The following is a 24,259-nucleotide window of genomic DNA, read 5'->3' on the forward strand; positions in this document are numbered from 1 at the left end:
CGCTGTGCGGCCCATCGCAGGCTTTCGCCATCCCGACAACACATTGGGAGCTGGCGTAGCCTGCGCTTGGGCTGCAAAACAGCCGCAATGACGATCAGAACATCGCCGCCGACAGCTTACGCCGGTAAACGCTCACCAGCGGATGATCATTGCCCAGCAGCTCGAACACCTGCAGCAACGCCTTCTGTGGCAGGCCATCTTCGTAGCCGCGGTTGCGCTGGAATAACTTGAGCAGACCCTCGAGCGCTGGCTCGTACTGCTGGCGAGCCAATTGCTGGATGCACAGCTGGTAGGTTGCTTCGTCATCCTTCGGGTTCTGCGCCAGGCGGCTCTTGAGCTCGGCAACTTCCGGCAGGCTGGCGGCCTGACGCAGAAAGGTCAGCTGGGCCTTGGCGCCGGCCAGGGCGGCCTTGTGCTCGTCGGTCTTGACCGCATCCAGCACCACCTGGGCTTCCCCCAGCTCGCCTCGCTCGGCCAGGCAACGGGCATAGAGGATCAGCCCCTCGACGTTGCCGTTGTCTTCGCTCAGCAGCGCCTGGAGCAGCGCTTCGGCTTCGCTGAAGCGGCTTTCGGCGAACAGTGCCTTGGCCTGCTCCAGCGGCGAGGCGGTCGGTGCGGCGGGCATTTGCACGTGGGGTTCGAGCATCGCGCGGATGGCCGACTCAGGCTGGGCGCCGGCAAAACCGTCGACCGGCTGACCGTCCTTGAACAACACCACGGTCGGCAGGCTGCGGATACCGAACTGGGCGACGATCTGTTGCTCCACATCGCAATTGACCTTGGCCAGCAGCAACTCGCCCTGGTAACCCTCGGCGATCTTGGCCAGCAACGGCATCAGCGCCTTGCACGGCGCGCACCATTCGGCCCAGAAATCTACCAGCACCGGCTTGTGAAAAGAATTCTCAATGACCAGTTGCTGGAAGGTGGCATCGCTGGCATCGAAAATGTACGGCGTGTCTTGGTTCATCGCGACTCTCGCAAATCCTTGAATGGCACCACTATAAAGGCTCGCGGCTGGCGTGGTACAGGCTGACCCGGCGGAATTCGTGTGGCTCGGCCAGGTCCGGCAGGGTCAGCGCCTCGAGCACGCCAAGCGCCTGATAGCGCGGATGATCGAAGTTGCGCACCCGGGAATCGGCCACCAAGGCCTGGCGACCGCGGCTGAGGAATTCATCGAGCAGTGGCAGGTTGGCGCGGTCATAGAGCACGTCGGCGACGAGGATCAGGTCGAAGCGGTCTTGTTCTGCGAAGAAATCGCCGCTGTAGCCAAGTTTCACGCCGTTGAGTGCGGCATTGGCGCGACAGGCATCCAGTGCCAATGGGTCGAGGTCGCAGGCCACGACTTCCAGTGCGCCTGCACGTGCGGCGGCGATACCGGCGATACCTGAGCCTGCGCCGAAGTCCAGCACCCGCTTACCGCGTACCCAGTGCGGTTGCTCGGCCAGGTAGCGGGCCATGGCCAGGCCGCTGGCCCAGCAGAAGCTCCAGTACGGCGGTTCGTCGAGGATGCGCCGGGTTTCCTCGGGGCTGAAGGCGCGGTCCATGTTGTCGGCGTCGATCAGCCACAGCTTCAGTTCGCAGTCAGGTAGCTCGCTCTCGACCAGACGCGCCTCGCCGATCAGACCGCTCAGGGCCCGCTGCAGATGCAATGGGGGCATCTAGGGCGCCTTCTCGAAGCGCAGGGGACCAGTGGCCTGGGTGGTGGCCTGGGCGATACGCAGAGGTGGCAGGTGCAAGATCAACTGCCCAGAGCGACTGGCCCGGCCGCGCAACTCCACGCGAGCGCCGGCAGGGAAGGCTTCGGGGCTGAAGCGCAGGCGGTAGGGCAGGTCCTGTCCGGTACCGGTGAGGTTGCTGCTCGCCAGCAGGCGCTGCGGGCGGCCACGCTCATCGATGACCAGCAGCGCCAGTTCCACTTCGGCGCCGGCCGGCACTTGTAGCAAGGTGCCGCTCAGTTCGCGCTGATAGGCCGGCAGCGGGCCCAGCTCCTCGCCTTTTTTCTTCACGGCCTTGGCCGGGGGCGCGGTGACAGTTTGCTCGGGCTTGGGTTGGTCGCTGCCGCAGGCGGCGAGCAGGCCGGTGAGGCACAGCACGACGAGCGCTCGGTAATGCATGGGGTAATCCTTCGCAGGCAGAATTCCATGGATGGTAACCCCTTTGGCTTGTCTTGCCAGTGGGATGCGCTACCATGGCCCTCCCTTTTTTTGTTGCCTGCCACCATGCACTGTCCCTTTTGCGGTGCCAACGACACCAAGGTCATCGACTCGCGCCTGGTCGCCGAGGGCGAACAGGTGCGCCGCCGCCGTGAATGCGTCGCCTGCGGCGAGCGCTTCACCACCTTCGAGACCGCCGAACTGGTCTTGCCCCGGCTGATCAAGCAGGACGGCACCCGCCAGCCCTTCGATGAAGAAAAACTGCGCGCTGGCATGCAGCGAGCGCTGGAAAAACGTCCGGTCAGTGTCGAGCGCCTGGAAGCGGCGCTGGCGCACATCAAGCACAAGCTACGCGCCACCGGTGAGCGCGAGGTCAAGTCGCTGGTGGTGGGCGAACTGGTGATGGCCGAGCTGCGCAAGCTCGACGAAGTCGCCTACATCCGTTTCGCTTCGGTCTACCGGCGCTTCCAGGATCTCGACGAGTTCCGCGAAGAAATCGACCGCCTGGCCCGAGAGCCCGCCAAAGAATGACCATGCCAAGCCAAACCGCCATTCTCGATGCCTACTACATGGCGCGAGCCCTGGAATTGGCCCGCAAGGGCCTGTACAGCACCCATCCCAACCCGCGTGTGGGGTGTGTGATCGTGCGGGACGGCGAGGTGGTCGGCGAAGGCTGGCACGTGCGCGCCGGCGAACCCCATGCAGAAGTCCATGCCCTGCGCCAGGCCGGCGAGCGCGCACGAGGTGCGTGTGCCTACGTGACGCTCGAGCCTTGCAGCCACCATGGCCGCACCCCCCCATGCGCCGAGGCGTTGGTGCAGGCTGGCGTGGCCCGGGTCGTGGCGGCGATGCAGGACCCCAACCCGCAGGTGGCAGGCAAAGGCCTGCGTCGCCTGGCCGAGGTCGGCATCGAGGTCAGCAGCGGCGTGCTCGAAGCTGAGGCCCGGGCGCTCAATCCGGGCTTTCTCAAGCGCATGGAGCATGGACTGCCATTCGTACGGGCCAAGCTCGCCATGAGCCTGGACGGTCGCACTGCCATGGCCAGCGGCGAGAGCCAGTGGATCACCGGCCCTGCCGCGCGCGCCGCGGTACAGCGCCTTCGCGCCCGTTCCAGCGTGGTGCTGACCAGCGCCGAAAGCGTGCTGGCCGACAACGCCCGCATGACCGTGCGCGGCGCCGAACTGGGCCTGGACCCGGACACCGCCGCCCTGGCCCTGTCGCGCCCACCACTGCGTGTGCTGATCGACGGACGCCTGCGCCTGCCGCTGGACGCTCCGTTCTTCCAGGCTGGCCCGGCCTTGGTGGTGACCGCCGTCGCCGACGACCCTCGCTACGCCCAGGCTGGCCACGAGTTGCTGAGCCTGCCAGGCGAGCACGGCCGGGTCGATCTCCCAGCCTTGCTGCGGGCCCTGGCTGCCCGTGGTGTCAACGAAATCCTGCTGGAGGCCGGCGCTGGCCTGGTCGGCGCTTTCGCGAGCCTGGGTTTGGTGGATGAATTCCAGCTGTTCGTCGCCGGCACCTTCCTGGGCAGCAGTGCTCGCCCGCTGCTGGACTGGCCGCTGGCAACGATGAGCGAGGCCCCGCGTCTGAAAATCACCGAGGTGCGCGCAGTCGGCGATGACTGGCGGATCACGGCCATTCCCTTGCCGGCGTCCGGCGTATAATGCCTGGCTTGCCACGCGCAGCCCTGTTCCCGAGGAGGACACCATGTTCACCGGCATCATCGAATCCATCGGCACCATCCGCAGCCTGACGCCCAAAGGCGGTGACGTGCGTGTCTATGTAGAGACCGGCAAGCTTGACCTGGCCGACGTCAAGCTCGGCGACAGCATCGCCGTTAACGGCGTCTGCCTGACGGCCGTGGAACTGCCAGGTGACGGCTTCTGGGCCGATGTCAGCGTCGAAACGCTCAAGCGCACCGCCATGGTCGATCTCAAAAGCGGCAGTCGGGTCAACCTGGAAAAAGCCCTGACCCCCACCACCCGCCTGGGCGGTCATCTGGTCAGCGGCCACGTCGACGGCGTCGGCGAGATCATTTCGCGCAGCGATAACGCGCGCGCTATCCAGTTCCGCGTGCGTGCGCCCAAGGAGCTGGCCAAGTACATCGCCCACAAAGGGTCGATCACCGTCGACGGCACCAGCCTGACGGTCAATGAGGTCGATGGCGCTGAGTTCGAGCTGACCATCGTCCCGCACACCCTGTCCGAAACCATCATGGCCGACTACCGCGCAGGTCGTCGGGTCAACCTTGAGGTCGACCTGCTGGCCCGTTACCTGGAGCGTCTGCTGCTGGGCGACAAGGCTGCTGAGTCGAGCAAGGGCAGTGGCATCACCGAAAGCTTCCTGGCCGCCAACGGCTACCTGAAATCCTGATTGAGAAGGGGGTGCCGAGTGGCGCTCAACAGCATCGAAGAGCTGGTGGAAGACATCCGCCAGGGCAAAATGGTCATTCTCATGGACGACGAAGACCGTGAGAACGAAGGCGACATCATCATGGCCGCCGAGTGCTGCCAGGCCGAGCACATCAACTTCATGGCCAAGCACGCCCGTGGCCTGATCTGCATGCCGATGACCCGCGAGCGCTGCGAAACGCTCAAGCTGCCGCTGATGGCACCACGCAACGGTTCGGGCTTCGGTACCAAGTTCACCGTATCGATCGAAGCGGCCGAAGGCGTTACCACCGGCATCTCCGCCGCCGACCGCGCACGCACCGTGCAGGTGGCCGCCGCTCGCGATGCCAAGGCCGACGACATCGTCAGCCCAGGCCATATCTTCCCGTTGATGGCCCAGGCCGGCGGCACCCTGGCCCGCGCCGGGCACACCGAAGCGGCCTGCGACCTGGCGCGCATGGCCGGGTTCGAGCCCAGCGGTGTGATCTGCGAAGTGATGAACGACGACGGCACCATGGCTCGTCGTCCGGAGCTCGAGGCCTTCGCCGCCGAGCACGGCCTGAAGATCGGCACCATCGCCGACCTGATCCACTACCGCATGATCCACGAGCGCACCGTGCAGCGTATCGCCGAACAGCCGCTGGACAGCGAGCTGGGTCAGTTCAATCTGGTCACCTACCGCGACGCGGTGGAAGGCGATGTGCATATGGCCCTGACCCTGGGCACCATCTGCGCCGAGGAGCCGACCCTGGTGCGCGTGCACAACATGGACCCGCTGCGTGACCTGCTGATGGTCAAGCAACCGGGCCGCTGGAGCTTGCGTGCCGCGATGAGTGCCGTGGCCGAGGCCGGCAGTGGCGTGGTACTGCTGCTGGGCCACCCGCTGGATGGTGACGTGCTGCTGGCGCACATCCGTGAAAGCGCCGGTGACGCCCAGCCCAAGACCCCGACCACCTACAGCACCGTCGGTGCCGGCTCGCAGATCCTGCGTGACCTGGGCGTGCGCAAGATGCGCCTGATGAGCTCGCCGATGAAGTTCAACGCGATATCCGGATTCGATCTGGAAGTTGTAGAATACGTGCCCTCCGAGTGACACAGGCGTAACTGTCGTCCTGCCGCTCGTGTCCAAACCCTCCCGCAGGCCGCGTGTGCGCGGCCTCGCTCTTTAAGATGAGAACACCGGAATGACCCTGAAGACCATCGAAGGTACCTTCATCGCCCCCAAAGGTCGCTATGCTTTGGTGGTTGGCCGCTTCAACAGCTTCGTCGTCGAAAGCCTGGTGAGCGGTGCCGTTGATGCCCTGGTACGCCATGGTGTCAGCGAAAGCGACATCACCATCATTCGTGCCCCGGGCGCCTTCGAGATCCCGCTGGTTGCACAGAAAGTCGCCCAACAAGGCGAATACGACGCGATCGTCGCCTTGGGCGCGGTGATTCGCGGCGGTACCCCGCACTTCGAATACGTGGCGGGCGAGTGCACCAAGGGCCTGGCCCAGGTGTCCATGGAGTTCGGTGTTCCGGTGGCCTTCGGTGTTCTGACCGTCGACTCCATCGAGCAAGCCATCGAGCGTTCCGGCACCAAGGCCGGCAACAAAGGTGCCGAAGCTGCCCTGTCCGCCCTGGAAATGGTCAGCCTGCTGGCGCAGTTGGAGGCCAAGTGATTAGCGACGAAAGCGATCGTTTCAACCCGCGCGAGCCACGCGCGGCGGATGCCGGCAAGCCCTCGAAAAGCGCCAAGCGCCGCGAAGCCCGCAAGCTCGCGACCCAGGCGCTGTATCAGTGGCACATGGCCCAGCATTCGCTGAACGAAATTGAGGCTCAGTTCCGGGTCGACAACGATTTCTCCGATATCGATGGCGCCTATTTCCGCGAGATCCTGCATGGGGTTCCGGCAATCAAGGGCGAGATCGACAAGGCCCTGGCTCCGTGCCTGGACCTGCCGCTTGAGGAACTCGACCCGGTCGAGCTCGCGGTGCTGCGCCTGTCCACCTGGGAGTTCATCAAGCGCGTCGACGTGCCGTACCGCGTCGTGATCAACGAGGGCGTGGAACTGGCCAAGGTCTTCGGCGCCACCGATGGCCACAAGTTCGTCAACGGTGTGCTGGACAAGCTGGCTCCGACGCTGCGTGACGCGGAAGTCAAGGCGAACAAGCGCTGATCGCGGCGCTTTCCGACCATGGGTGAGTTCGAGCTGATCCGCCATTACTTCGCCGCTGCGTCCTGTGCGCAGGGCGGCGAAGGCGTGGTCCTTGGCATCGGCGACGACTGCGCCCTGCTGGAACTACCGGTCGGCGAGCAGTTGGCGGTGTCCACCGACACCCTGGTCGAAGGCGTGCATTTCCCTGCGGCCTGCGATCCGCTGCTGCTTGGCCAGCGTTCCCTGGCGGTAGCCGTCAGCGACTTGGCGGCCATGGGCGCCGACCCGATCGGTGTCACTCTGGCCCTGACATTGCCCGGGGTTGGCGCCGACTGGCTCAGGCAGTTTGCCGACGGCCTCAACCTCATGGCCCACCGATGCGGTGTCAGCCTGATCGGCGGCGACACCACCCGCGGCCCCTTGAGCATCACCGTCACCGTGTTCGGCAAAGTGCCCGCCGGGCAGGCCCTGCGCCGCAGCGGCGCCCGGCCGGGCGATTTGCTGTGTGTCGGCGGTCACCTGGGCAATGCCGCAGGTGCCTTGCCGCTGGTGCTGGGCCAGCGCCAGGCGCCGGTCGAGGTCGCCGAGCCGCTGCTTGCCCACTACTGGTCGCCGATGCCTCAGCTTGTCTTGGGCCGGCAGCTGCGCGGTCGGGCCACGGCAGCACTGGATATCTCCGATGGGCTGCTCGCCGACTGCGGCCACATCGCCAAGGCTTCGGGCGTTGCCCTGGAGGTGGACGCCGAGCAGGTGCCCGTCTCGCCGGCCCTGGAAGCCTTTCTGGGGCGCGAGGCGGCCCTGTACGCCGCGCTCACCGGCGGTGACGACTACGTACTGGCGTTCACCCTGCCTGAAGCACTTCTTTCATCCTTGCCTGAAACGGGCGTCATCCATGTCATCGGCCGCGTGCGCGAAGGGCAGGGTGTGAGCCTGCGCGACCGGCAGGGCCAGGACATCACCCCGACGCAACGGGGCTATCAACATTTTAGGGAGACACCGTGACCGACCACCCCAACCAGGTGCCTGCGGAGTTCGTTCCGCCTTCGGTCTGGCGCAACCCCTGGCATTTCATTGCCTTTGGCTTCGGTTCCGGCACTTTGCCCAAGGCGCCCGGCACTTGGGGCTCGCTGGTCGCCTTGCCGTTCATCCCGCTGTGGCAGATGCTGCCGGACTGGGGTTACTGGCTATTGCTGGGCATCACCATGCTGTTTGGCTTCTGGCTGTGCGGAAAAGTCGCCAATGACTTGCGGGTGCACGACCATGAGGGCATTGTCTGGGACGAAATGGTCGGGATGTGGATCACCCTGTGGCTGGTGCCAGAAGGCTGGCTATGGCTATTGGCGGGGTTCTTGATGTTCCGCTTCTTCGACATCCTCAAGCCGTGGCCGATCCGCTGGGTCGACCGTCACGTGCACGGCGGTGTCGGGATCATGCTCGACGACATCCTGGCTGGTGTGTTCGCCTGGCTGGGCATGCAGGTGTTGGTATGGGTGGTTGCCTGACTTAAGGAGCGGGTCATGGGCATAAGGACGGTGCTGCTGGCAATGGTGTTGCTGCTTGGCCCAGGGGCGAGCGCGGTCATGGCTGAAAGCCTGCCCAGGCAGATCCATCTGGTCAGCGAAGAGTGGCTCGACTACACCAACGCCGATGGCACCGGCGTGGCGTGGGATGTGCTGCGCAAGGTCTTCGAACCGGCAGGCGTGAAGGTACTGACCCAGAGCGCGCCTTACAGCCGGGCGGTAGGGTTGGTCAAGCGCGGCGAAGCCGATGCCTGGGTGGGCTCCTACCACGAGGAAAACGACGACAACCTCTATCCCCGCTGGCATTTCGATGTGGATCACATCTATGCCCTGGGCCTGGTCAGCAAGCCTGTGCCGACGCCCGAGAGCATCGGCCAGTACCGGCTGGCCTGGGTACGCGGCTATGAATTCCAGAACTACCTGCCTCATGTCAAAAGGTACCGCGAGGTCCAGCGCCGCGAAGGTATCCTGCCGATGCTCGAGCACGATCGTGTGGACTTCTACATCGATGCCTTGACCGAGGTCGACTATGTCTTGGACCGGGCACCTGATCCTGACCGCTGGCGTCGTACCCATGTTGCGGAGCTGCCGCTGTACCTTGCCTTCGCTCGCAACGACAAGGCCAAGGCGCTGAGCGAACTGTTCGACCGGCGCATGCAGGAACTGGTGCGCAGCGGCGAGCTCAAGCCTATTTTCGAGCGCTGGCAGCAGCCGTACCCTTTCACGCCAGAGAGCCAGCCGTACTGATATGGCGTGAGACGCTGTGAGAGCGCCGGCGTCTGAACATCGAACTTTTCGATCTTAAGCGGCGATATTCAGCCTGCGCATGCTCTGCAGCCTGCTGATACAATCGGGCCATTGAAAATTGCCTACTTTTAGGAGCACAACGTGCCCGTCGTCTTTGTCGCCGCCTCGAAACTCCCGACTCCCTTCGCGATCTTCACCATGCATGGTTTTCTCGATGAAGCCACGGGCCGCGAGCACGTGGTGCTCAGCCTGGGTGATATCGCCGATGGTCAGCCGGTGCTGGGGCGCCTGCATTCCGAATGCCTGACCGGCGATGCGCTGTTCAGTCAGCGCTGCGACTGCGGCTCGCAACTGGAGGCCGCCCTGCAGGCCATCGCCCGCGAAGGCCGTGGCGTGCTGCTGTACCTGCGCCAGGAAGGTCGCGGGATCGGCCTGTTGAACAAGATCCGCGCCTATGAACTCCAGGACGGTGGCGCCGATACCGTCGAAGCCAATGAACGCCTGGGCTTTGCTGCGGACCAGCGCGACTACGCGATGTGCCTGCCGATGCTTGAGCACCTGGGGGTGCAGTCACTGCGTCTGATGACCAACAACCCGCGCAAGGTCAAGGCACTGACGGACATGGGCATCAAGGTCGCCGAGCGCGTCCCGCTGCACACTGGGCACAACCCGCACAACCGTCACTATCTGGCCACCAAGGCCGGCAAGCTCGGCCACATGATGGGCAACGAGCACCAGGGCGAGCCCCAGGCGTGACCCGCGGCCAGGTGAAGCGGCGCCTGGCGCTGGCCTGGTGGCAATACCTGGCGGTGGGCCTGGTGCCGTTGCCAGTGATGGCCTGGGCCTTTGGCGGTGGCGATGCCTTGATTCCCGTCCTGGCGATGCCGCTGTTCATTGCCGGTGCTGCGACCATGTTCCTCAGCCTGCCGCGCTTTGGCGCGTATAAGCGCGCCTTGATCGCGACGTCCAAGGCGCTGGGCTCGTCGGAGGAGCCGCAGGCCTGGATCGTACTGGCCCAGGTGCGGCGCATGGCCATGCTGTTCGCCTGCTTCCCGGCCTGGGTAGCGGCGCTTTCAGTGCTGGTGGGCCTGGAGACAGTGCCTCAGGTGCTGCTGGCGCTTTCCACGGTGGTACTGCTCTACCTCTACCGTATCCCTCGCCAGCTGGGCTGATGCGCGTACTTCTCTGCCTGTTGGTCCTGCTGGCCTTCGGCGCCCTGGCCGAAGACAGGCCAAGGGTCATCAGCCTGGCGCCCTCAATGAGCGAAATCATGCTCGAACTGCACGCCGAGGACTTGCTGGTGGGTGTGCTTGATGGCGGTGAGCGGCCTGCGGCGTTGTCTGGCCTGCCATCGGTGGGACGCCACGGGCAATTGGACATGGAGCGCCTGCTCAGCCTCAAGCCTGATCTGTTGCTGCTGTGGCCCGACAGCGTGGCCCCGGCCCAGCGCGATCAACTCAGGCACCTGGGGATCGCGACGTTCGTCGGTGAACCCAAGGATATCGACCAACTCATTGGGCAGATCGAAACCATCGGACAGCGGGTTGGGCGAGCGGAGCAAGGCCGGCAATACGCACAGGCCCTGCGTGAGCGGCTGCGCAGCCTGCGCGAGCAGTACCATCGTGAACGACCGCTGCGAGTGTTCTACCAGGTTTGGGACAAACCGCTGTACACCCTCGGCGGGCGGCAGATCGTCAGCGACGCTTTGACGGTTTGCGGTGCCAGCAACCTGTTCGCCGACCTTCCCCAGCCTGCACCACAGGTGAGCGTGGAGGCCGTACTGTTGCGCGATCCTGACGTGATCTTGGCCGGTGATCCGGCGCAGCTGGCGAGCTGGAAGGCCTGGCGTACGCTCAGTGCGGTGAAGGCCGATCGCCTGCTGGTGGTGCCCGACAAAGGCCTGGAGCGCCCCAGCGGTCAGATGATCGAAGCCACGGCACGTTTGTGCGCGTTGCTGGAGGCTAAAGCACCGGTGTCCAGGTGACGCTCAGCAGCCAGGTGCGGCCTTCTTCGCGATACCCGTAGTTGGCGCCCTCATAGTTGTAATGGGTACGGCTGTATTGCTTGTCCAATAGGTTGTCCAGCTTCAGGTCGAACTTCACCTCATCGGTAGCTGCCCAGCTGCCGCGCAGTCCCAGTAGGCCGTATCCGCCAATAGTGTCGGTGTTCGCTTCATCGTTGTAGCTGCTGCTGACCGCCTGCCAACTGGCGCCTAGCGCGAAACGTTCGAACTGCCGATCGAGGTCCAGGCTCACGGTACGCCGGGCCCGGCGGGAGAGGGTGTGGCCGCTGTCGCGGTCGCGTGGATCGATCAGCGAGAGGCCCAGTTGGGAGGTCCAGCCGTCCCAGTCCTGGCTCAGGGCCATCTCGAAACCATTGACCCGCGCGGAGTCGACATTCTCCGGGCGTACGCTGTAGTTGATAGCGTCCTGCAGGTCGGTGCGATACAGCGAGGCTTCCAGCTTACTGCGCTCGCTCAGCTGGCTGCGCCATTGCAGCTCGTAACTTTTGGAACGTTCAGGCTTGAGATCCGGATTGTTGTAGCCCGGGAAGTACAGGTCGTTGAAAGTCGGTGCCCGAAAACCTTCGCTGTACGAGAGCAGCACATCGTTATTCACGTTGAGCGGTACTGTCAGGCTGCCGCTCCAGCTGGTCTGGCCGCCGAACTGCTGGTTGCGGTCATGACGTACGCCAAGCTCGGTGGAAAAGTATTCGCCACGGAATCGGTGCTGGGCGAAGGCGGCGCGGTTCCAGCGGCTGTCTTCGGTGAAATCGGCACTGGCATGGACACGATCTTCGTACCAGTCGCCTCCCAGCAGTAGGCTGTTGCGGTCATCCAGTGTCAGGTCGTTCTGCCAGGTGGCTTGGTCGCGGTAGGTATTGAATGGATAGCGGGTCCCGGCGAGTTTGTCGCGGCTTTCGTCGCGATTCTCGCTATGGGCCAACTCCAGCCGACTATTCCATCCCTCGCTGACCTGAGCGTCCAGATAGCTGCCGATGCTGCTGACGGAAAAGTCCGAATAGGGCTCTTGTGCGCTGAAACCACGAGGCTCGTCGTACTCGCGGCGTCCACGGCTATCGAGCACATTCAGCCCTGTCTCGAAACGTTCGCTGAAGGTGTGGCTTAGACTCAGGTTGAATGACTTGTTGCGGTAGGCGTCATGATCCGCGTCGCTGGCAAAGGATGGCCCGGTCGAATCGATGCCTGCCGTCTCATCCAGGCTGGCGCCGAGGTTGAAGCGGGTCGCCTCGCTGCCGCCGGAGAGCCCGAGGCTGCGCTGGAAGCTCTGGTTGCTGCCCGCCGCCAGGCGCAGGCGTGGTTGCAGGCCAGGACCTGTGCCGCGACGGGTGAAAATCTGGATGACCCCGCCAATGGCATCACTGCCATAGATCGCCGAGCGTGACCCGCGCAGCACTTCGACCCGCTCGATCTGGTCGACGTCCAGATATTGCAGGGCGCTGTCCCCGGATGTGGCATTGGCGATGCGCACGCCATCGACCAGCACCAGGGTCTGGGCGGCCTTGGTGCCGCGGATGAAGATCCCTGGCAGGCTGCCGCGTCCACCGGTGGGCGCTACCTGAACGCCAGGCACACGGGTCAGCAGGTCGGTGACATTGGAGGGTTGCAGGCGATCAATGTCGTGACGGGTGAACACGGTATTCGCGGCGCTGGTGGCGCTGCGCGACTCGACCTGGCGACTGGCGCTGATCAGCACGTCGGGGAGCTTGAGGGCATCGTCGCGGTCCGGTTCGGCGGCCAGCAAGGCGGTGGGCAGGCAGAAAACTGCAGTGGCGAGGGACGAAATCTTCATCAGTAGTTCCATAACATTCGCGGGCAAGCCCCGCTTCCTCAGGGCTTGAGAGCAACCCTGTGGAAGCGGGGCTTGCCCGCGAATGCGTCAATCAGACAGCGAAGGCTTACAGGCCGAGCTTGGCCATCCGGGCCTTCACCGAGGCTTCGATACCGGCGGCATCGAGCCCGCACTCTGCCAGCATCTGCGCAGGCTTGGCGTGTTCGACGTAAATGTCCGGCAGGCCCAGGTGCAGCATTGGCTTGAGCACGGCTTCCTGGGTCAGGAACTCACTGACCGCAGCCCCCGCACCGCCCATGATGGCGTTCTCTTCGATGGTCACCAGCAGATCATGGTGGGCGGCCAGTTCCAGCACCAAGGCCTCATCCAAGGGTTTGACGAAGCGCATGTCGACCACGGTGGCGTTGAGGCCGTCGGCGACCTTCATGGCCTCGGCCAGTTGCACACCGAACACCAGCAGGGCGACTTTCTCGCCTTTGCGGCGAACCACGCCCTTGCCGATTGGAAGCGGCTCCAGGTCGCCACTGATCGGTGCGTTGGGGCCGGTACCACGAGGGTAGCGCACTGCCGCCGGGCCGTTGTACAGGTGGCCGGTGCTGAGCATCCTGCGCAGTTCGTTCTCGTCGCTTGGGGTCATCACCAGCATGCCCGGGATGCAACGCAGGTACGAGAGGTCGAAGCTGCCCGCGTGCGTCGGGCCGTCTTCGCCGACCAAGCCTGCGCGGTCGATGGCGAACAGCACGTCGAGGTTCTGTACCGCCACATCGTGGATCAACTGGTCATAGGCACGCTGCAGGAAGGTGGAGTAGATCGCCACCACCGGCTTGGCACCTTCGCAGGCCATGCCTGCGGCCAGGGTGACCGCGTGCTGCTCGGCAATCGCCACGTCGAAGTAGCGCTCCGGGTAGCGTTCGCTGAAGGCCACCAGGTCCGAGCCTTCCTTCATTGCGGGGGTGATGCCCACTAGGCGATTGTCGGCCGCGGCCATGTCGCACAGCCATTGGCCGAACACCGCCGAGTACTTCGGCCCGCTGACCTTCTTCGGTGCGACCGGTTTGTCGGCAGGTTCGAGCTTGGTGATGGCGTGGTAGCCGATCGGGTCCACTTCGGCCGGGGCGAAGCCTTTGCCTTTTTTGGTGATCACGTGCAGGAACTGCGGGCCCTTGAGGTCACGCATGTTGCGCAGAGTGGCAATCAGGGTCGGCAGGTCGTGGCCGTCGATAGGGCCGATGTAGTTCCAGCCCAGTTCCTCGAACAAGGTGCCGGGCACCAGCATGCCTTTGGCGTATTCCTCGGTGCGGCGGGCGATTTCCCAGGCGCCGGGCAGGCGCGACAGGACCTTCTTGCTGCCCTCGCGCATGCTTGCGTAGGTGCGGCTGGAGAGGATCTTGGCCAGGTAGTTGGACAGGCCGCCCACGTTGCGCGAGATCGACATGTCGTTGTCGTTGAGGATCACCAGCATGTCGGCGTCGACTTCTTGGGCGTGATTCAACGCCTCGAAGGCCATGCCGGCGGTCAGCGCGCCGTCACCGATCACAGCGATCGACTTGCGTGGGTCGTTCTGCAGGCGGGCGGCAATGGCCATGCCCAATGCGGCACTGATCGATGTGCTGGAGTGGCCGACACCAAAGGTGTCGTACTCGCTCTCGCTGCGCCGCGGGAAGGCGGCGATACCGTCCTTCTGGCGCAGGCTGAGCATACGTTGGCGGCGGCCGGTGAGGATCTTGTGCGGGTAGGCCTGATGGCCTACGTCCCAGACCAGACGGTCGTCCGGCGTGTCGAAGACGTAGTGCAGGGCGATCGTCAGCTCGATGACGCCCAGGCCGGCGCCGAAATGCCCACCGGTCTGACCAACGGTATAGAGCAGCTCCTGGCGCAGCTCGTCGGCCAGGGTCTCCAGGTCGGCTTCAGCCAACCGGCGCAGGCCGGCAGGCGTGTCGGCGCGGTCCAGCAGCGGCGTGACCGGGCGTTCGCGGGGGATCTCTTGAAACGTCGTGGGCATCAGGCGAGTCGTTATAGGTGTGAAGACGCGGCAGTTTACCCCATTGTAGGAATTACTGCCCATTCAGACGCAGGTTGCATGCCCCCTGTGCGGGCCGGCTCACCCGCGAATGCGCAGGTCAATTGAGCATCGCATTTGCGGGCTAGCCGGCTCTCACAGTCGAGGTGTCAGGGTTTCAGTGGCGACGTTCGACGATGTAGCGGGCCAATGCACGCAGGGGTTCTGCGCTGCCACCGAAGCCTTCGAGTGCTGCCAGCGCCTGGTCGCGCAGCTCGAGCGCGTAGGCCTTGGCCGCTTCCAGGCCGAGCAGGGCCGGGTAGGTCGGTTTGTCGCGGGCGATATCGGCCCCCTGGCGTTTACCGAGGGTGGCGGTGTCGCTCTCCACGTCGAGGATGTCGTCCTGCACCTGGAAGGCCAGGCCAATGGCCTGTGCATAACGTTGCAGGGCCTCGAGCTGCGCCTGGCTGGCGCGGGCGCTGGCCAGGGCGCCAAGGCGTACGCTGGCTTCGATCAGGGCGCCAGTCTTGTGCCGGTGCATGTATTCCAGGGCGCGCTGGTCGAGCTTGAGGCCCACCGAGCCCAGGTCGATGGCCTGGCCGCCGACCATGCCCGCTGGCCCTGCAGCCTTGGCCAGAGCCTGGACCATGGCCAGGCGAGTGGCGTCGTCCTGAGGGCTCAGGCGCGCATCGAGCAGGGCGCTGAAGGCCAGGCTCTGCAGGCCGTCGCCAGCCAGAATGGCGCAGGCCTCGTCAAAGGCTTTGTGAGTGGTGGGCTGGCCACGACGCAGGTCGTCGTCGTCCATGGCCGGCAGGTCATCATGCACCAGTGAATAAGCGTGGATCAGCTCCACAGCGCAGGCGGCGCCATTGGCCTGCTCGGCCGGGGCACCGAAGGCCTCGCAGGCAGCGTAGGCCAGCAGTGGGCGTACGCGCTTGCCGCCATTCATCACGCTGTAGCGCATGGCGGCGTAGAGGCGTTCGAGCTCCTTGGAAGGCGCCTGGAACAGCGGTTCGAGCGCAGCATCGACACGTGCCTGGCAATTGGCCTGGTAGGCGCTGATCATGCTTCGGGCTCCGCATCGAAAGGCTGGGCCGCCAGTTCGCCATCGCGTTCGAGCAGGATCTGCACCTTCTGTTCGGCCTGTGCCAGGGCGCCCTGGCAGTCACGGGTCAAGGCAATGCCTTGTTCGAAGGCGGCCAGCGACTCTTCCAGCGACAGCTCGCCGTTCTCCAGGCGCTCAACCAAGGCTTGCAGGTCGGCGAGGGATTGCTCGAAATCGATGGAGGCTTTTTTGCGGGCCATGGCGACTGTCTCGGTGGCATTCAGAACGGCGCGACACTAGCAGAGCGGGGCAGGGGGAGCAAACCGGGGAGGGTAATCATTCGTCGCATTTTGTTGCATTTGTGTCGGAGGCGGCAGCTTGCAAATTGCGAAGCGCTCAGATTGTGAGCGTTTTGGCCCTCTGCCATAATCCCGCGCGCTCTGCGCCGCGGCCTACAAACCGTCGGCATCTCTCCTACTCGATGTCACGTAACGGATTACGTTGTGAGCTTCCTTTCGATCGAATTCGGCCTCTGCTTTACGCTGTTCTTCATTGTCTATTGGAGCCTGTGCTGGAGCATAGGTTTGCAGAACGTGCTGCTGCTGGCGGCCAGCTATGGGCTGGTGGCGAGTTTCAGCCTGCAGTCGCTCTACATACTGCTGGGTTACAGCGTGCTGGTGTACCTGCTCGGGTTGCTGGCGGCGCGTTACCCGGGGCGCTGGTTCAGCCGGGCTTTGTTGCTGGGGTTGGTGCTGGGCTGCTTCTACCTATTCAAGTACCAAGCGTTCTTCGTCGAGGGCGTGCAGGCCGCCCTTGCCCAGTCGGGATGGCGCGTGTCCTTGCCGGTGCTGGAAGTGCTGGTGCCGATTGGCATGTCGTTCTACATCTTCCATTCGGTGAGCTACCTGGTCTCGATCAACCGGCGCGAGCTGGCGCCAGCCGCGCCACTGAATCTTGCGTTGTACCTGGCATTCTTCCCAAGCCTGGTGGCCGGTCCGGTCAACCGTGCCTTGGACATGCTGCCCCAGATACGTCCGACGACGATTCGCCAAGTGCTGGAGCCCCAGCGGGCCTTGGGGCTGATTGCCCTGGCAGTGGTCAAAGTGTTTTTGCTCGGTGGTTGGCTGGCCAGCGAATGGGTGGATCCGGTGTTCGACACGCCTGGCAGCTTCACGCCCGAGCAGGTGTTGCTGAGTGTGTATGGCTACAGCTTCCTGATCTATTTCAACTTCAGCGGTTACACCAACCTGGTGACCGGCATCGCCCTGCTGCTGGGTTTTCGCCTGCCGGAGAACTTCAACGCGCCCTATGCGGCGCACAACCTCAAGGCATTCTGGGGGCGTTGGCATATCAGCTTGTCGCGCTTCATCCGTGACTATGTCTACATCCCCTTGGGCGGCAATCGCCAGGGCGTGTGGCGCGGCAACCTGAACATGTTGCTGGCCATGTTGGTGTCCGGCCTTTGGCATGGTGCGAGCCTGAACTTCATTCTCTGGGGCGCGCTTCATGGTGTGGGGCTGGCGGTCTACAAGCTGTTCGATCAACTGCTGCCTGGGGCCAAGGCACTGCCGGGGGCAGGGCTGGCTGCGCGATTGCTGACCTTCCACTATGTGGCATTCGCCTGGGTGTTCTTCCGCAGCACGACACTGGAGGGCGCCTGGGAAATGCTCGGCAATGTCGCCCAGGTGAGCATCGCCGGATTGTCGTCCTCCACGGGTTTGGCGGTGCTTGGCTGCGTGTTGTGCGTGGCGACTTATCCACAATGGCTGGCGATGTTGCGCCAGGGCTTTGCCGCCAGCCAGCGCCTGCCATGGCCGTTGTATCCGATGCCGCTGGCGGTATTCGTGTCGTTGGTGATCTTTGCATCGCAATCGGGCGTGCCGGGGTTCATCTATGCCAGTTTCTGATATCCGACAGTTGTTCCAGGCGCAGTTGGGCGCTGCCCGGGTGCTTTACGCGTTGGTCATCGCTACGCTGCTGCTGTGCTGGCTGAACCAGGACTCGATCAAGCTGTATTGCCAGCAGAAATACCACCAAGGTTGTGAGCTGCCGGTCATCGGCCAATCGTCTGCCTGGCGCCTGGGCGCAAGCCTTACCTTGGCACTGGAAGACGCACGCGACAGCTTTGTCGACAGCCTGCGGCGCAATACGCAGGTGGCTGTGACCCCGGCGCCTGTCGTCCTGCCGCCGACCATGCCGGTGGTGACCGTGGATCTGCAATCGGTCGCTCCGCCTGCCAAGCCTCGGCCAGCGCCCTCCGGCACGCTGGCGAGCCTAGCCACCGGCGATGAAGTCTTTCTGGTGGGGGACTCGCTGATGCAGGGCGTGGCGCCGCACCTGGCCAACAGCCTGCGCAAGCGCTACCAGATCAAGACGGTCAACCTCAGCAAGCAAAGCACCGGCCTCGCCTACCCGGGGTTTTTCAACTGGCCCAAGACCGTGACCGACACCCTGGCTGCCAATCCGAACATTCGCCTGATGATCGTGTTCATGGGGCCGAACGATCCCTGGGACATGCCCCAGGGCAAGGGCAAGCCGTTCCTGCGTTTCAAGTCGCCTGAGTGGGAGGCGATCTACCGCTCGCGGATCGACGCGATCCTTGAGCAGGCCCGCCAGCGCAAAGTCCAGGTGATCTGGGTTGGCCCGCCGAACATGGAACAGCCTCGGCTGTCCACGGCGATGGCTTACCTCAGTGGTCTGTATCAAGAGCGTACGGCGTTGTTCGGCCAGCACTATGTCTCGGCCAACCCGTTCCTTGGCTACCCTGACGAGCAGTTCGCCTATGCAGTGCAGACACCAGAGGGGCAGCGGGTCAAGGTGCGGGGCGACGACGGCATTCATTTCACCATCACCGGTCAGAAGATGATCGCAGCACAGGTGCTGTCGCTGATCGCCTTCCCGGGTTTGACTGTTACAGGACATTGAAATGCGCCAATGGCATCACCTGCTGGGCCTGACCCTGCTGATCTGCGCCCTGCCAGGCTGCAGCACCGGTGCGGGGGCTGCAGCCCAGGCACAGCCTGCGGCCAGGACGATTCCCGCACAGCCGGCGCGTCAGGATGGCAACATCGCGCTGCTGGCGAACAAACTGCGCAGCGCCAATCGAGCGGGCGTCTCCATCGTCCAGTTCGGTGACTCGCATACCGCCGCCGACCTGTTCAGCGGCGAGCTGCGTCGGTTGTTGCAGCAGCGCTATGGCGATGGGGGTATCGGCTTGGTACCGGCATCGTCCGTGCCGGGAATCCGCAACGACCGGGTGATCGTCGCCAGTGCGCAGCAACAGTGGGAGTTGGTGTCGGCGCGCAATCAGCAGAGCAGCCAGTTTCCCCTGGGTGGATACTTGTCGCGGCCGGTGCTGGCAAACGCCAGCGTGACACTTCAGGCCCGCGACCCCGATACGCAGCGCTACCGAATTTCGGCGTTGTACCAGGCAGCAGGCAACAGCACGCTGGCGGCCAATGGCAACCAGCGGCGCATGCTGCCGGCCAGCAATGGGCAGTGGCGCTTCAGTCCGGCGTTCACCAATCTGAGCTTGCCGGTGCGGCTCGGCGTGGAGGGCAGTCAGGGCGTGGTGCTTGGTGGCTGGTACATCCAGGGCCAGAAGAACACCGGCGTGACCTATTCATCCCTGGGCATCAACGGTGCTCGGCTGGAGGTTGTGAACAAGTGGCAACCCGGTTGGCAGGAGAGCCTCAAGACCCTGCGACCGGACTTGGTGATCCTCGCCTACGGCACCAATGAAGCCTTCGACGACACCCTCGACCTGAGCCTCTACCAATCGCAGTTGGATGCGACCCTCAGCGGCCTGCGCCAGGCGTTGCCGCGTGCGGCGATCCTGTTGGTAGGCCCGCCCGACTCGATCAAGCAGCGCAAGGCGCGTACCTGTGCGATGCGCCAGCCGCAGCCGTTGGCGTCGGTGATTCGCATCCAGCGGCAGGCCGCGCAGAAGCACAAGGCGTTGTTCTGGGACTGGCAGGCATACATGGGGGGGCCGTGCTCGATCGCGGGCTGGCAGGCAAGTGGGCTGGCGCGTCCGGATCTGGTTCACCTGACTGCCGAGGGATATCGCAAAAGCGCAGCGGGGCTGTATCAATTTTTGAAAGGGCCGCTGCAGCTGCGCTGACAGCGGCAGCATTGTGAGCGCCGAAGACCGCCCGCTCCCTCAAAAACCGCGATGCTCTCGAGAGCGCCTAGGATCTAGTGGGAGCGGGTTCACTGCGCAGAAGTCGCCGCGCAGCAAGCGCGTTGCGCTGACTCAGGCCGGCACGGCTTCGCGCTCGGCCATCGCCTCGCGATAGCGCGCCAACTCCTCGATGGTCAGCACCGGCAGGTTGTACTGGCGGGCATAGACCGCCACCTGCTCGCCCCGGGCCATGCTGCCGTCGGGGTTCATCAGTTCGCACAGCACCGCCGCCGGGCGCAGGCCGGCGAGGCGTGCCAGGTCTACTGAGCCTTCAGTGTGGCCACGACGGGTCAGGACGCCGCCATTGCGCGCGCGCAGCGGGAACACATGCCCAGGGCTGACAATGTGGCGCTGCTCAGCGGTGGAGCGCAGCGCGGCTTCGATGGTGGTGATGCGGTCCTGAGCCGACACGCCGGTGCTGACACCTTCAGCCGCCTCGATGCTGACGGTGAAGCCAGTGCCATGGCGCGCCTGGTTGTTTTGCACCATCGGCGCCAGTTGCAGGGCGTCGACGGTGGCTTCATCCAGGCACAGGCAGACGATGCCGCTGCAGTCGCGGATCATCATGGCCATGGTTTGCAGCGAGATGTTCTCGGCGGCGGCGATGATATCCGCTTCGTCCTCGCGGTCGTCATCGTCGAGCAGCAGCACAGGACGCCCGGCCTGGAAGGCGGCGATGGCAGCGGTGACATTGGGGAATTTGGGGTGATGCGTGGTGGACATGAAACGCTCCTCGTAAATGATCGATGAACGTCTCGGGGCGAACAAAATGCGCGCGCAGGAGCACCGGATGGCCCCCGCCTGACGCCTTCTTTCATCCGGACTATGACCGTCGGCCCTGGAATCTCACCAGGTCTGCTGACCCCCGGCATGGCCGGGGCGCTCGCGGGCTCATCTTTCGATTTACCGCCGGTGGGGACTTTCACCCCGCCCTGAAGACCGGGCAAGCATACCCCACTGTGCCACCCCGCTGGCAAGCCGACGGTGTACGACCTTCGGCGGTATCATGACCCGCATGGCTTTTGTGAGGCAGTACATCATGAACATTCTCGACGTCGCCGGCGGCAAGCCGATCAAGCTGTGGACCGATGGCGTGCCGGTGGAGGACGACGCCCGCAAGCAACTGATGAATATCGCAAGGATGCCATTCATCTTCAAGCACCTGGCGGTGATGCCGGACGTGCACTTGGGCAAGGGCTCGACCATCGGCAGCGTCATCCCCACCGTCGGGGCGATCATCCCGGCTGCGGTGGGGGTGGACATCGGTTGCGGCATGATCGCCGCGCGTAGCTCGCTGCACGCCCGTGACTTGCCGGACAACCTGCACGGCCTGCGTAGCGCTATCGAAAAAGCCGTGCCCCATGGCAAGACCTTCGGTCGGCGTGACCAGGGGGCCTGGGACGCGGTGCCTAACCATGCCGATCAGGCCTGGGGTGGGCTGGCCGTGCGTTTCAAGGCGATCACCGACAAGTACCCGCGCTTGGAGAAAACCAACAATCGCCATCACCTGGGCACCCTGGGTGGCGGCAACCATTTCATTGAGGTTTGCCTGGATGAGGCCGACCGCGTGTGGTTCATGCTGCACAGTGGCTCGCGCGGTGTCGGCAACGCCATCGGCAACCTGTTCATCGAACTGGCCCAGGCCGACATGCGCCAGCACTTGGCGAACCTGCCCGACAAGGACCTTGCCTACTTCGAAGAAGGCAGCCGGCATTTTGCAGACTTCGTGGAGGCGGTGGAGTGGGCCCAGGACTTCGCACGGCACAACCGCGAGCTGATGATGCAGGCGGTGATTGCCACCACGCGCAAGGTCTTGGGCAAGCCTTTCGAAGCGAATCTCGAGGCGGTCAATTGCCACCACAACTACGTGCAGCGTGAGCAGCACTTCGGCCGTGAGGTGCTGGTCACCCGCAAAGGCGCGGTGTCAGCGCAAAAAGGCCAGTTGGGCATCATCCCCGGATCCATGGGTGCCAAGAGCTTCATCGTGCGCGGGCTGGGCAACGAAGAGTCGTTCTGCTCCTGTAGCCATGGCGCAGGCCGGGTGATGAGCCGCACCAAGGCCAAGAGCCAATTCACCGTCGAGGATCAGCGGCGGGCCACGGCCCATGTGGAATGCCGCAAGGACAAAGACGTGATCGATGAAATCCCCATGGCCTACAAGGACATCGATGCGGTGATGCACGCCCAGCGAGAGCTGGTGGAAGTGCTTCACACCTTACGCCAGGTGGTGTGCGTCAAAGGCTGAGCCTTGTAGGCGCGGGTTCGGCCGACGATTGCGCCGAGCCCGTGATGGGGGGCGGCGATTCCTCGTCCGGCGAAAAATGTAGGGTCTCGAGCACCCCTCGTTCTCTTTTCGGAGAGAAGCTTTTAGGACCCTTCCCAAACCACTGAACACCTACCTACGGCCCGATTATCTGTTGGTTTAATCCCGCCCCTACTGGATATCGGATGATCAGAAGGGGCACAGGGATATCGCATGTTTTTACGGCCTGGGTGCTCGTTGCCGTTGGCTACACGAGCTTGAACATTGCCGCAGCGCCCATGGTCACGCAGGGGATAGGAGCATTTGTGGACAATTAAAAAGCCGGCTTGTGGCCGGCTTCTCGGGGACGGTCTTGGCTAATTTTTGGTAAGCCGCAACCGCCTTAACGGGATGGCCATGAAGGCCTGAAAAGAGATGGCGGACGGCTGTGTGAGGCGTCGCCAGGCCCTCTGGATCGCGGCTTGCGCCGGCCGGGGCTGAATGTGCGGCGTAGCATACTAGGGCTGGCGCGGGTTGCCCAGCAAAAAGTGGCGCCGGGTGTTTCAGCAAGGGCGGCGCAGGCTGAAACATGACCAGTGGAATACCCAACCGAGGATCTGCATGCCCTGGGCCTGGCGCTGGCGGGGGGTGTAACGCTCTGTGGGCTCATGACCGTGCAGGTACAGGTTGTCCAGTCGATCGCGGCTCAGGCGATGAACCCTCAAGCGGCCATTGTGCATCAACACGTAGGTCTCGCCGTCCACGACCCATGTCAGGCTCCGGTCGATGACCAGGGTGGCGTCGGTGGGGATGATCGAAGCGATGCCGGTCATGGGCATCGGGATGCAGGCGGCATCTTCTGGGGCAACGCCCAGCATCTGCAGCATTTGTTCGGAAAACGACAGGTATTTGCCTTCGTCGGGCTGGAGCGTTCCATTGCGCAGCAGATGGATCGGGAGGCGGATGAAGGTCCCTTCTTGATTGGCTGGTTGCGCCATGTTGAGGTGCGAGGGGTATGGGTTCGCGAGTGGATTGGCGTGCTTGGGCCCTTCGCCCGTGCGCAGCCAGCGCCGATGTACGCAGAACAGTTCGGCGATATCGTCCAGCCGGGCCAAGGGCACGCCGCGCCTGAACCAGTTGTTGACGTGCTGGGGTGTGACACCGCGAAGGATGGCAAAGTCGGAAGGGGTCAGGTGGCACTCCTGGAGGAGGACTCTGAGACGGTCACCGGAAGTATTCATGGAGGCCGAGTCTAGCGAGTCGGTGCGGGGGCGGGAATGAACCGGGAGTTGATGAGTTTTGTAGGAAATAAATGTAATTGTCGGAGCTTTGCGTAGGGCGAAGTAGGCCGTTTCGCGTGAAGGTGCCGTGCATTTCAACCAGGCAAAAAAAACCCTGCCGAAGCAGGGCTTTTCTTCAATCCGGTCTTAGCCCTTGTAGGCGGCAACCGACTTGGTGATCTCGGCACGGGCGGCATCAGCGCCTTCCCAGCCCTTGACCTTGACCCACTTGCCTTTCTCCAGATCTTTGTAGTTCTCGAAGAAGTGCTTGATCTGTTCCAGCAGCAGGGCTGGCAGGTCGGTGTATTCCTTCACGTCGACGTACAGCTGGCTCAGCTTGTCGTGTGGCACGGCCAGGACCTTGGCATCGCCACCGCTTTCGTCGTCCATGTGCAAGACGCCGACCGGACGGGCGCGGATGACCGAACCTGGAGCGACCGGGTACGGGGTCACGACCAGCACGTCCAGCGGATCACCGTCGTCGGCCAGGGTGTTCGGAATGTAGCCGTAGTTGGCTGGGTAGAACATCGGGGTGGCCATGAAACGGTCGACGAACAGGGTGTCGCTGTCCTTGTCGATCTCGTACTTGATCGGCGCGTGGTTAGCCGGGATCTCGATGGCGACGTAGATGTCGTTCGGCAGGTCTTTGCCCGCCGGAATCTTGCTGTAGCTCATTGGGCAGTGCCCCCGTGTTTGACCAAAAAGTGGCGGCGATTATAGGCACATTCCTACCGGGCATGCCACGCCCCGC

At 63.9% G+C, this 24,259-nt stretch carries 26 protein-coding genes and 1 riboswitch; of the genes, 16 read left to right on the forward strand and 10 right to left on the reverse strand.

Annotation, left to right across the window (positions count from 1 at the left end):
• Positions 1-94 precede the first annotated feature (94 nt).
• From trxA to HMPREF3173_RS13915, 3 genes are read right to left on the reverse strand one after another with little or no spacing between them, the layout of a single operon-like run.
• The gene (gene trxA / locus HMPREF3173_RS13905; protein WP_070573925.1) at positions 95-967 is read right to left on the reverse strand and encodes a thioredoxin; all 873 of its coding nucleotides are present in this window, start codon (positions 965-967) and stop codon (positions 95-97) included.
• A gap of 31 nt (positions 968-998) precedes the next feature.
• Positions 999-1,658: a class I SAM-dependent methyltransferase gene (locus HMPREF3173_RS13910; protein WP_070573927.1), complete on the reverse strand. Its 660-nt coding sequence runs from the start codon at positions 1,656-1,658 to the stop codon at positions 999-1,001.
• Positions 1,659-2,114: a hypothetical protein gene (locus HMPREF3173_RS13915; protein WP_070573929.1), complete on the reverse strand. Its 456-nt coding sequence runs from the start codon at positions 2,112-2,114 to the stop codon at positions 1,659-1,661.
• A gap of 105 nt (positions 2,115-2,219) precedes the next feature.
• Between HMPREF3173_RS13915 and nrdR the strand changes: the two genes are divergently transcribed.
• The 12 genes from nrdR to HMPREF3173_RS13975 all read left to right on the forward strand — a co-directional run bounded on the left by nrdR (position 2,220) and on the right by HMPREF3173_RS13975 (position 10,931).
• Complete coding sequence (nrdR, locus tag HMPREF3173_RS13920) at positions 2,220-2,684, forward strand: transcriptional regulator NrdR (protein WP_043210325.1); 465 nt, start codon at positions 2,220-2,222, stop codon at positions 2,682-2,684.
• A 2-nt stretch (positions 2,685-2,686) separates the two neighbouring features.
• The gene (gene ribD, locus HMPREF3173_RS13925) at positions 2,687-3,817 is read left to right on the forward strand and encodes a bifunctional diaminohydroxyphosphoribosylaminopyrimidine deaminase/5-amino-6-(5-phosphoribosylamino)uracil reductase RibD (protein ID WP_070573931.1); all 1,131 of its coding nucleotides are present in this window, start codon (positions 2,687-2,689) and stop codon (positions 3,815-3,817) included.
• A 43-nt stretch (positions 3,818-3,860) separates the two neighbouring features.
• The gene (locus HMPREF3173_RS13930) at positions 3,861-4,526 is read left to right on the forward strand and encodes a riboflavin synthase (RefSeq protein ID WP_043210224.1); all 666 of its coding nucleotides are present in this window, start codon (positions 3,861-3,863) and stop codon (positions 4,524-4,526) included.
• An 18-nt stretch (positions 4,527-4,544) separates the two neighbouring features.
• Entirely contained in the window at positions 4,545-5,636 is a 1,092-nt protein-coding gene (gene ribBA / locus HMPREF3173_RS13935; protein WP_043210223.1) for a bifunctional 3,4-dihydroxy-2-butanone-4-phosphate synthase/GTP cyclohydrolase II, read from the forward strand.
• A gap of 91 nt (positions 5,637-5,727) precedes the next feature.
• On the forward strand, positions 5,728-6,204 hold the full coding sequence (ribE, locus tag HMPREF3173_RS13940; RefSeq protein WP_043210219.1) for a 6,7-dimethyl-8-ribityllumazine synthase: 477 nt from the start codon (positions 5,728-5,730) through the stop codon (positions 6,202-6,204).
• Complete coding sequence (nusB, locus tag HMPREF3173_RS13945; RefSeq protein ID WP_043210218.1) at positions 6,201-6,701, forward strand: transcription antitermination factor NusB; 501 nt, start codon at positions 6,201-6,203, stop codon at positions 6,699-6,701. Before ribE ends, nusB begins: the two co-directional genes overlap by 4 nt.
• Positions 6,702-6,719: 18 nt before the next feature.
• Positions 6,720-7,682 carry a thiamine-phosphate kinase gene (gene thiL, locus HMPREF3173_RS13950; RefSeq protein WP_070573933.1) on the forward strand — a complete coding sequence of 321 codons (963 nt, stop codon included), beginning with the start codon at positions 6,720-6,722 and terminating at the stop codon, positions 7,680-7,682.
• Positions 7,679-8,182, forward strand: coding sequence for a phosphatidylglycerophosphatase A family protein (locus tag HMPREF3173_RS13955; protein ID WP_070573935.1), 504 nt, complete (start codon positions 7,679-7,681; stop codon positions 8,180-8,182). Before thiL ends, HMPREF3173_RS13955 begins: the two co-directional genes overlap by 4 nt.
• A 15-nt stretch (positions 8,183-8,197) precedes the next feature.
• Positions 8,198-8,947 carry a substrate-binding periplasmic protein gene (locus HMPREF3173_RS13960; protein WP_070573937.1) on the forward strand — a complete coding sequence of 250 codons (750 nt, stop codon included), beginning with the start codon at positions 8,198-8,200 and terminating at the stop codon, positions 8,945-8,947.
• 141 nt (positions 8,948-9,088) lie between these two features.
• Positions 9,089-9,703 (forward strand): GTP cyclohydrolase II, encoded by a 615-nt coding sequence (gene ribA / locus HMPREF3173_RS13965; RefSeq protein WP_043210209.1) that lies wholly within the window; start codon positions 9,089-9,091, stop codon positions 9,701-9,703.
• Entirely contained in the window at positions 9,700-10,119 is a 420-nt protein-coding gene (locus tag HMPREF3173_RS13970) for an MFS transporter (protein ID WP_070573939.1), read from the forward strand. The genes ribA and HMPREF3173_RS13970 overlap by 4 nt, the downstream gene beginning before the upstream one ends.
• Entirely contained in the window at positions 10,119-10,931 is an 813-nt protein-coding gene (locus HMPREF3173_RS13975; RefSeq protein WP_070573941.1) for a cobalamin-binding protein, read from the forward strand. Before HMPREF3173_RS13970 ends, HMPREF3173_RS13975 begins: the two co-directional genes overlap by 1 nt.
• Here HMPREF3173_RS13975 and HMPREF3173_RS13980 read toward each other — a convergent pair.
• From HMPREF3173_RS13980 to HMPREF3173_RS13995, 4 genes are all read right to left on the reverse strand, one after another.
• Positions 10,909-12,759, reverse strand: coding sequence for a TonB-dependent receptor plug domain-containing protein (locus HMPREF3173_RS13980; RefSeq protein WP_070573943.1), 1,851 nt, complete (start codon positions 12,757-12,759; stop codon positions 10,909-10,911). The genes HMPREF3173_RS13975 and HMPREF3173_RS13980 overlap by 23 nt on opposite strands.
• A gap of 106 nt (positions 12,760-12,865) precedes the next feature.
• Positions 12,866-14,761 (reverse strand): 1-deoxy-D-xylulose-5-phosphate synthase, encoded by a 1,896-nt coding sequence (gene dxs, locus HMPREF3173_RS13985; RefSeq protein ID WP_070573945.1) that lies wholly within the window; start codon positions 14,759-14,761, stop codon positions 12,866-12,868.
• Between the two features lie 175 nt (positions 14,762-14,936).
• Entirely contained in the window at positions 14,937-15,824 is an 888-nt protein-coding gene (gene ispA / locus HMPREF3173_RS13990; RefSeq protein ID WP_070573947.1) for a (2E,6E)-farnesyl diphosphate synthase, read from the reverse strand.
• Positions 15,821-16,063 (reverse strand): exodeoxyribonuclease VII small subunit, encoded by a 243-nt coding sequence (locus tag HMPREF3173_RS13995; protein WP_011531978.1) that lies wholly within the window; start codon positions 16,061-16,063, stop codon positions 15,821-15,823. Before HMPREF3173_RS13995 ends, ispA begins: the two co-directional genes overlap by 4 nt.
• Before the next feature lie 243 nt (positions 16,064-16,306).
• Between HMPREF3173_RS13995 and HMPREF3173_RS14000 the strand changes: the two genes are divergently transcribed.
• Genes HMPREF3173_RS14000 through HMPREF3173_RS14010 form a run of 3 tightly spaced genes read left to right on the forward strand, consistent with a single transcriptional unit; the run spans position 16,307 to position 19,926 of the window.
• Positions 16,307-17,710, forward strand: coding sequence for an MBOAT family O-acyltransferase (locus tag HMPREF3173_RS14000; RefSeq protein ID WP_070573949.1), 1,404 nt, complete (start codon positions 16,307-16,309; stop codon positions 17,708-17,710).
• Positions 17,697-18,728 (forward strand): SGNH/GDSL hydrolase family protein, encoded by a 1,032-nt coding sequence (locus tag HMPREF3173_RS14005; protein ID WP_070573953.1) that lies wholly within the window; start codon positions 17,697-17,699, stop codon positions 18,726-18,728. Before HMPREF3173_RS14000 ends, HMPREF3173_RS14005 begins: the two co-directional genes overlap by 14 nt.
• Before the next feature lies 1 nt (position 18,729).
• Positions 18,730-19,926, forward strand: coding sequence for an SGNH/GDSL hydrolase family protein (locus HMPREF3173_RS14010; protein ID WP_070573955.1), 1,197 nt, complete (start codon positions 18,730-18,732; stop codon positions 19,924-19,926).
• Positions 19,927-20,058: 132 nt separating this feature from the next.
• Here HMPREF3173_RS14010 and ribB read toward each other — a convergent pair whose 3' ends face one another.
• Positions 20,059-20,709 carry a 3,4-dihydroxy-2-butanone-4-phosphate synthase gene (gene ribB, locus HMPREF3173_RS14015; RefSeq protein WP_070573957.1) on the reverse strand — a complete coding sequence of 217 codons (651 nt, stop codon included), beginning with the start codon at positions 20,707-20,709 and terminating at the stop codon, positions 20,059-20,061.
• 79 nt (positions 20,710-20,788) lie between these two features.
• Positions 20,789-20,930: riboswitch (FMN riboswitch) on the reverse strand.
• Positions 20,931-21,025: 95 nt separating this feature from the next.
• Here ribB and HMPREF3173_RS14020 point away from each other — a divergent pair.
• Positions 21,026-22,231, forward strand: coding sequence for an RtcB family protein (locus HMPREF3173_RS14020; RefSeq protein WP_070573959.1), 1,206 nt, complete (start codon positions 21,026-21,028; stop codon positions 22,229-22,231).
• A 560-nt stretch (positions 22,232-22,791) separates the two neighbouring features.
• On the opposite strand, the gene HMPREF3173_RS14025 is transcribed toward HMPREF3173_RS14020, so the two are convergent.
• Together HMPREF3173_RS14025 and ppa are read right to left on the reverse strand one after the other, a co-directional pair.
• The gene (locus tag HMPREF3173_RS14025) at positions 22,792-23,469 is read right to left on the reverse strand and encodes an XRE family transcriptional regulator (RefSeq protein ID WP_070573961.1); all 678 of its coding nucleotides are present in this window, start codon (positions 23,467-23,469) and stop codon (positions 22,792-22,794) included.
• Positions 23,470-23,655: 186 nt separating this feature from the next.
• Positions 23,656-24,183, reverse strand: a complete 528-nt coding sequence (gene ppa / locus HMPREF3173_RS14030; RefSeq protein ID WP_043210184.1) for an inorganic diphosphatase — start codon at positions 24,181-24,183, stop codon at positions 23,656-23,658.
• Positions 24,184-24,259 lie beyond the last annotated feature (76 nt).

The organism is Pseudomonas sp. HMSC08G10 (assembly GCF_001808425.1).
In the GTDB taxonomy this organism is placed as follows: domain Bacteria; phylum Pseudomonadota; class Gammaproteobacteria; order Pseudomonadales; family Pseudomonadaceae; genus Aquipseudomonas; species Aquipseudomonas guariconensis.